The following is a 4,933-nucleotide window of genomic DNA, read 5'->3' as shown; positions in this document are numbered from 1 at the left end:
AGGCTTGGCGTCGCCAAGCAGCTGCTGGAAGCGTCCATCCGGCTGTACCGGGAGGAAGGCGTATCGCTGGCGACACTCGAAGCGTTCAAGCAGAATGAAAAGGCCATTGCCTTATACCGGCAAATGGGCTACGAGATAACCGATCAATTGGTGCTGCTGGAATCGGCGGAGGCCTGGCAGCCGGGAGAGCTTCCGCGCGGGGACTATACGGTCCGCTGGTCCGGGCCGCATGAGGCGGCGCGGCTTCCTTTCTACAACGCAAACGCGGCGTGGCAGACGGGTTGGCAAAGCTTGAAGGACGGGCATACGGTTATCGCATCCGACTCGGAAGGCCGCCCCGTCGGCTATGCGCTCGCCAAGCGGGCGTACGATGCATCCGGCGAGCATGTCTCGACGATCTTGTACCAATGCGAAACGAGCCCGGACGCCCCGGATACGGGCGGAATCGTCCGGCTCTTGTGCTCGGAAGTGTTTGCCGGAGCCGATGCCCTGCGGAAGCGGGCATTTAACTTGTCACGGGCATCTGTCTGCGCGGAGGTTTTGACGGCGGGAGGGTTTACGGTCGCTGTGGAGCAGGTTAAAATGGACAAAAGCCTCTAAAGGAACCGTGCGGGGGAAGCCTTGCGCGGAACCGTGCGAAAAAGGGGAAGTTTGCGATGCCATTTCAGTTCGAAGCGGGCGATTATCCGGAGCGCCCGGGCTGCTACATCATGAAAAATGCCGAAGGCCGTATCCTTTACGTCGGCAAAGCCAAAAATTTGCGCAGCCGTCTGCGCTCGTATTTCCAAAACCGGGATCAGCGCAGGCGTATTCGTCAAATGGTGCAGGACATCGCGTCCATTGAAGTAGTGCTGGTCAACAACGAGTCGGAAAGTCTGCTGCTGGAGAACAATCTGATCAAGATCCATAAGCCTCCGTACAACCGGGCGCTCAAGCGGGATAATAGCGGGTATGCATATTTGCAGATGACGGACGAGCGTTTTCCGCGGCTGACCGAATATTACCGGGACCGCAGGCTCCGGACCGCGAGCGGCGGCGGAGCGGACAAAGCCGCTGCCTCGGGCAAGGAACACCGCTTCGGCCCTTACCGTAGCGCCCGCTTCCGTGATGCCGTGCTCGAATTTGTCACGGAGCATTATAAGCTGAGGACGTGCGACAAGATGCCGAAGCGCGTCTGTCTGCTGTATCATCTCGGCAAGTGCAGCGGCGTATGCGAAGGGAAAATCACGGAGGAGGCATACCGGGAGACGGCGTGGCACGCGGCCGGTCTGCTTTTGAACCAAGGGGAGAACCTGATTGCCGCGATGCGCGCCAAGATGAGCGAGTACGCCGAACGTCTGGAATTCGAGAAAGCGGGCAGCATGCTCCGCCACCTGCGCATTTTGGAGGAAATGCCGGAGAAGCAGATCGTCGACCGGGAAGGCTCGACCCATCAGGATGTGCTGTATTTCGGCGAGGAGCGGGTGCTGATTGCCAAGGTGCAGGAGGGCATGCTGCGCGATTTTCAGATGCATGAACTGGAGCGCGCTTACGGCGAGGTCGCCTGCGACCGTTTTCTGGTCAGCCGCTATGGGGAAACCGAGGGGCCGGATGAGCTCATCGTGAACAAAGTGAGCGATCCCGGTTCGGTACGTGCCGTGTTGCGGAGGATGGGAGGCAGGGCGATCAAGATTACGACGCCCAAGCGCGGCTTGAAATACGATTTGCTGCAATTGTGCAAGGACAACTACGAATACCGGATCGGACGCGACGGGAAGATGCCGTGAGCGGACAGCGAGGCCCAATAAAATAAGCACGGACCGCGGACAAACGGTCGGTGCTTTGTTTGTTTTCCGGGAGAGGAGCCGATGCCGCCGAGGAAAATAGGTAGGAATGGCCCGGGTGCCGACTGGTAACAATAATTCGGCATTATTTTTTACGGGTTGACAAAATAAACGATTGTAACTACAATGGTTACAGGTGGTGGAATTAACGGAGAGGAGAGGATATGAATTGTCGATCAGCAGTCGTTTTGCCGTAGCGATTCACATCTTGTCTCTCCTCGATATTAATAAAGAAGGCCGCAATACGTCGGAATTTATCGCGGGCAGCGTCAACACGAACCCGGTGGTGATCCGTCGTGTGATCGGTCTGCTGGGCAAAGCCGGGCTGGTGCATACCAGTCCCGGCGTCGGCGGCGCATCGCTGGCCCGTCCGCCCCGGGAGATTAACCTTTTGGAAGTATACCGAGCCGTACAGAACGACCCGCCGGGGGAGCTGTTCGCGGCGCACGATAAGCCGAATCCGAAATGCCCTGTCGGGCAAAATATTCAAGGCACGTTGGACACCGTCTTCAAACGGGCGGAGTCGGCCATGGAGAACGAGTTGGCGAAAGTTACGCTGGACCAGATTGCGTTCGATTTGGTGCGGGGTGACCGGTAACCCTTTTTTTTACCGTAACCTGTAACTATTTTGGTTACATGTGAATGGAAAGAAGAGACTCGGACGATTTTATTAAGGAGGTGAATTTTACAATGACCGTCAAAATTCAAGTGTATTCGGACTATGTATGTCCCTTCTGCTTTCTGGCAGAAGGACCGCTGGAGCAGGCCGTGCAGGGCAAGGACGTCGAGGTGGAATGGATGCCCTTCGAGCTTCGCCCAAGCCCGGCCGAACCGCTGGACCCATGGAACGACCCGCCGAAATTGAGGATGTTCCAGCAATCCATCGCTCCTTATGCTCAGCAGATGGGGATCGATATGAAGCTGCCGCGGGTTTCCCCGCATCCTTACACCCACCTGGCGTTCGAAGGGTATCAATACGCCAAGGAGCACGGCAAAGGAAACGAGTACAACCACCGGCTGTTCCGGGCCTTCTTCCAAGAGGAGCAAAATATCGGGGACCCGGACGTGCTGGCGAAGCTGGCCGGGGAAATCGGACTGGACGCCGCCGAGTACCGGGAAGCGTTGGAAACGCGGAAATACAAGGAAGCTCATCAGCAAGCGCTGAATCATGCATACCAGGAAGCGGGCATCACGGCCGTCCCTACGTTTTTTATCGGCAATAAGGTGCTGAGAGGCGTAGCGAACCGGGAGACGCTGGAGCAGGTGATTGCCGAGGAGCTGGCGGGTCAAGCCGGCAAGGCCGCCGAGGGGCTATCCTGCACCGTGGATGGAGAATGCGATTAACCGCGATAATAATTGATCGCCATAATATTTTATAGGACGAAAGGATGGATGAACGATGAAAATTGCATTGGTTGGAGCAACGGGAACGATCGGACAGCGGATATTGGAGGAAGCCTTGAGCCGGGGGCATCAAGTGACGGCGATCGTGCGCGACCCGTCTCGCGTGACAAAGCAGAACGAGAACCTGAAGGTTGTAGCAGGAGATGTAACCAACGTGGATAGTCTCGCCGCAGCGGCAGCCGGTCACGACATCGTGATCAGCGCCTACGGTCCGGCGCACGGCCAAGAGGAGAAGCTGGTTCAGGCCGCCCAAGCGTTGGTCGATGCGGCGAAAAAGTCCGGCGTCAGCCGTCTGCTGACCGTCGGCGGCGCGGGTAGTCTGGAAGTGGCTCCGGGCGTGCAGCTGGTGGATACGCCGGAATTCCCTGCCGAATGGAAGGGAATCGCACTGGCGCATCGGGATGCACTGGAGGTATACCGCAGCTCCGAGCTGGATTGGACGAACCTGAGCCCGGCCGCATTAATTCAACCGGGAGAAAAAACCGGCCAATACCGCACGGAAGAAAACCGGCTCGTAACGGATGCCGAAGGGAACAGCCGCATCTCGGCCGAGGACTACGCCGTTGCTATGCTGGACGAGGCAGAGCGTCCGCGCTTCTCCCGCAAACGGTTTACGGTCGGCTATTAATTGAATCGGGCTTCCGATTCCGAACAAAAGGCGATTCGCCGCGATGATTTTCATCGTGGGCGGCTCGCCTTTTTTTTGGCGTTCCCGATCAAAAAAATTTCACAAACGATTGCCTTTAGTGTATAATGGGTAAATAATTTAATTGTTTATTATTAAATTATTTCGTGTTTTAATGGTTTTGTCTCAAAAACGATCTTGTCATCGAGGGGAACTGCCATGAAACGAAAGGGGTGTTTCTTATGAAGGAAGACCATCAATTGAAAACCGAACTGGCCCGCACGTTCCGGAAGGTCGTCAAAGAGATGTCGTTCCTGTGGAGCCGGCATATCGACAAGTCGCTCTCGATGACCCAGTTTATGGTGCTCCGGCAGCTGCGCGGAGGGCCGCAGAAGGTATCCGACTTGGCCGAGGCACTCGAGCTGACGTCCGGTGCCATTACCGCCAAAGCCGATAAATTGGTAGAGAAGGGGTATGCTAAGCGGTATCGGGGAGAAGACGACCGGCGGGTCGTCTATCTGGAGATGACGGAACGGGGCTTGAGCGAGCTGAGAGCGCTCGGAGAGCAGCAGACGGAGCTGGTCGAATCGTTGTTCGCCGGGTTGTCGGAGGAGGAGATCCGGCAGCATCTTCGGTTCTTTAACCGGATGCTGAACAACATGGAACAATTGGGAGAGGAGTAAGATCGGAACGTGGAGCATTTATCGTATAAACGCAAACTAACGATTATGATCGCCATTATTGCGGCGATGTTCTTTTCAGCCATTAACCAGACGATCGTCGGCACGGCCCTGCCGCGAATTATCGCCAAGCTCGGCGGGATGGACTACTATACCTGGGTCATCACGATTTATTTGCTTACCTCGACGATTGCGACGGTGCTGGTCGGCAAGCTGTCCGACATTTACGGGCGGAAGCCGTTTATTTTAACGGGGATCGTCTTTTTTATGATCGGCGCGTTCATGGCGGGGACGTTCGCGGATATTTTTTTATTGATTTTGTACAGGGGGATGCTGGGGGTGGTTCTTTTAAACAACTTCGTGGACACGAGATTCCTTAGCAGCTCGTTTTTCGTTTTTTG

General features: G+C 56.1%; 7 protein-coding genes. All 7 read left to right on the top strand.

Annotation, left to right across the window (positions count from 1 at the left end):
• A partial coding sequence (locus QJ48_RS34430) for a GNAT family N-acetyltransferase (RefSeq protein WP_054977765.1) occupies positions 1 to 600 on the top strand: 600 nt, incomplete at its 5' end.
• Between the two features lie 56 nt (positions 601 to 656).
• Positions 657 to 1,766, top strand: a complete 1,110-nt coding sequence (locus QJ48_RS34425; protein ID WP_054977764.1) for a GIY-YIG nuclease family protein — start codon at positions 657 to 659, stop codon at positions 1,764 to 1,766.
• A gap of 226 nt (positions 1,767 to 1,992) precedes the next feature.
• On the top strand, positions 1,993 to 2,421 hold the full coding sequence (locus tag QJ48_RS34420) for an Rrf2 family transcriptional regulator (RefSeq protein ID WP_054977763.1): 429 nt from the start codon (positions 1,993 to 1,995) through the stop codon (positions 2,419 to 2,421).
• A 92-nt stretch (positions 2,422 to 2,513) separates the two neighbouring features.
• Positions 2,514 to 3,167, top strand: a complete 654-nt coding sequence (locus QJ48_RS34415; RefSeq protein WP_054977762.1) for a DsbA family protein — start codon at positions 2,514 to 2,516, stop codon at positions 3,165 to 3,167.
• A 55-nt stretch (positions 3,168 to 3,222) separates the two neighbouring features.
• A complete protein-coding gene (locus QJ48_RS34410) occupies positions 3,223 to 3,855 on the top strand; it encodes an NAD(P)-dependent oxidoreductase (RefSeq protein WP_054977761.1) in 633 nt (210 codons plus the stop codon).
• Between the two features lie 239 nt (positions 3,856 to 4,094).
• Positions 4,095 to 4,535, top strand: coding sequence for a MarR family winged helix-turn-helix transcriptional regulator (locus tag QJ48_RS34405; RefSeq protein ID WP_054977760.1), 441 nt, complete (start codon positions 4,095 to 4,097; stop codon positions 4,533 to 4,535).
• A gap of 9 nt (positions 4,536 to 4,544) precedes the next feature.
• The coding region (locus QJ48_RS34400) for an MFS transporter (protein ID WP_157261860.1) at positions 4,545 to 4,933 on the top strand (389 nt) is incomplete at its 3' end.

Source organism: Paenibacillus sp. A3 (assembly GCF_001399685.1).
Taxonomy (GTDB): Bacteria; Bacillota; Bacilli; order Paenibacillales; family NBRC-103111; genus Paenibacillus_G.
The sequence above is the reverse complement of the archived record's forward strand: the minus strand, read 5'-3'. Positions and strand labels throughout refer to the sequence as shown.

Excerpts from the sequence above, each read along its gene's own strand:
- QJ48_RS34425 (WP_054977764.1), top strand. The coding sequence starts at position 657 with ATGCCATTTCAGTTCGAAGCGGGCGATTATCCGGAGCGCCCGGGCTGC.
- QJ48_RS34415 (WP_054977762.1), top strand. The coding sequence starts at position 2,514 with ATGACCGTCAAAATTCAAGTGTATTCGGACTATGTATGTCCCTTCTGC.
- QJ48_RS34410 (WP_054977761.1), top strand. The coding sequence starts at position 3,223 with ATGAAAATTGCATTGGTTGGAGCAACGGGAACGATCGGACAGCGGATA.
- QJ48_RS34405 (WP_054977760.1), top strand. The coding sequence starts at position 4,095 with ATGAAGGAAGACCATCAATTGAAAACCGAACTGGCCCGCACGTTCCGG.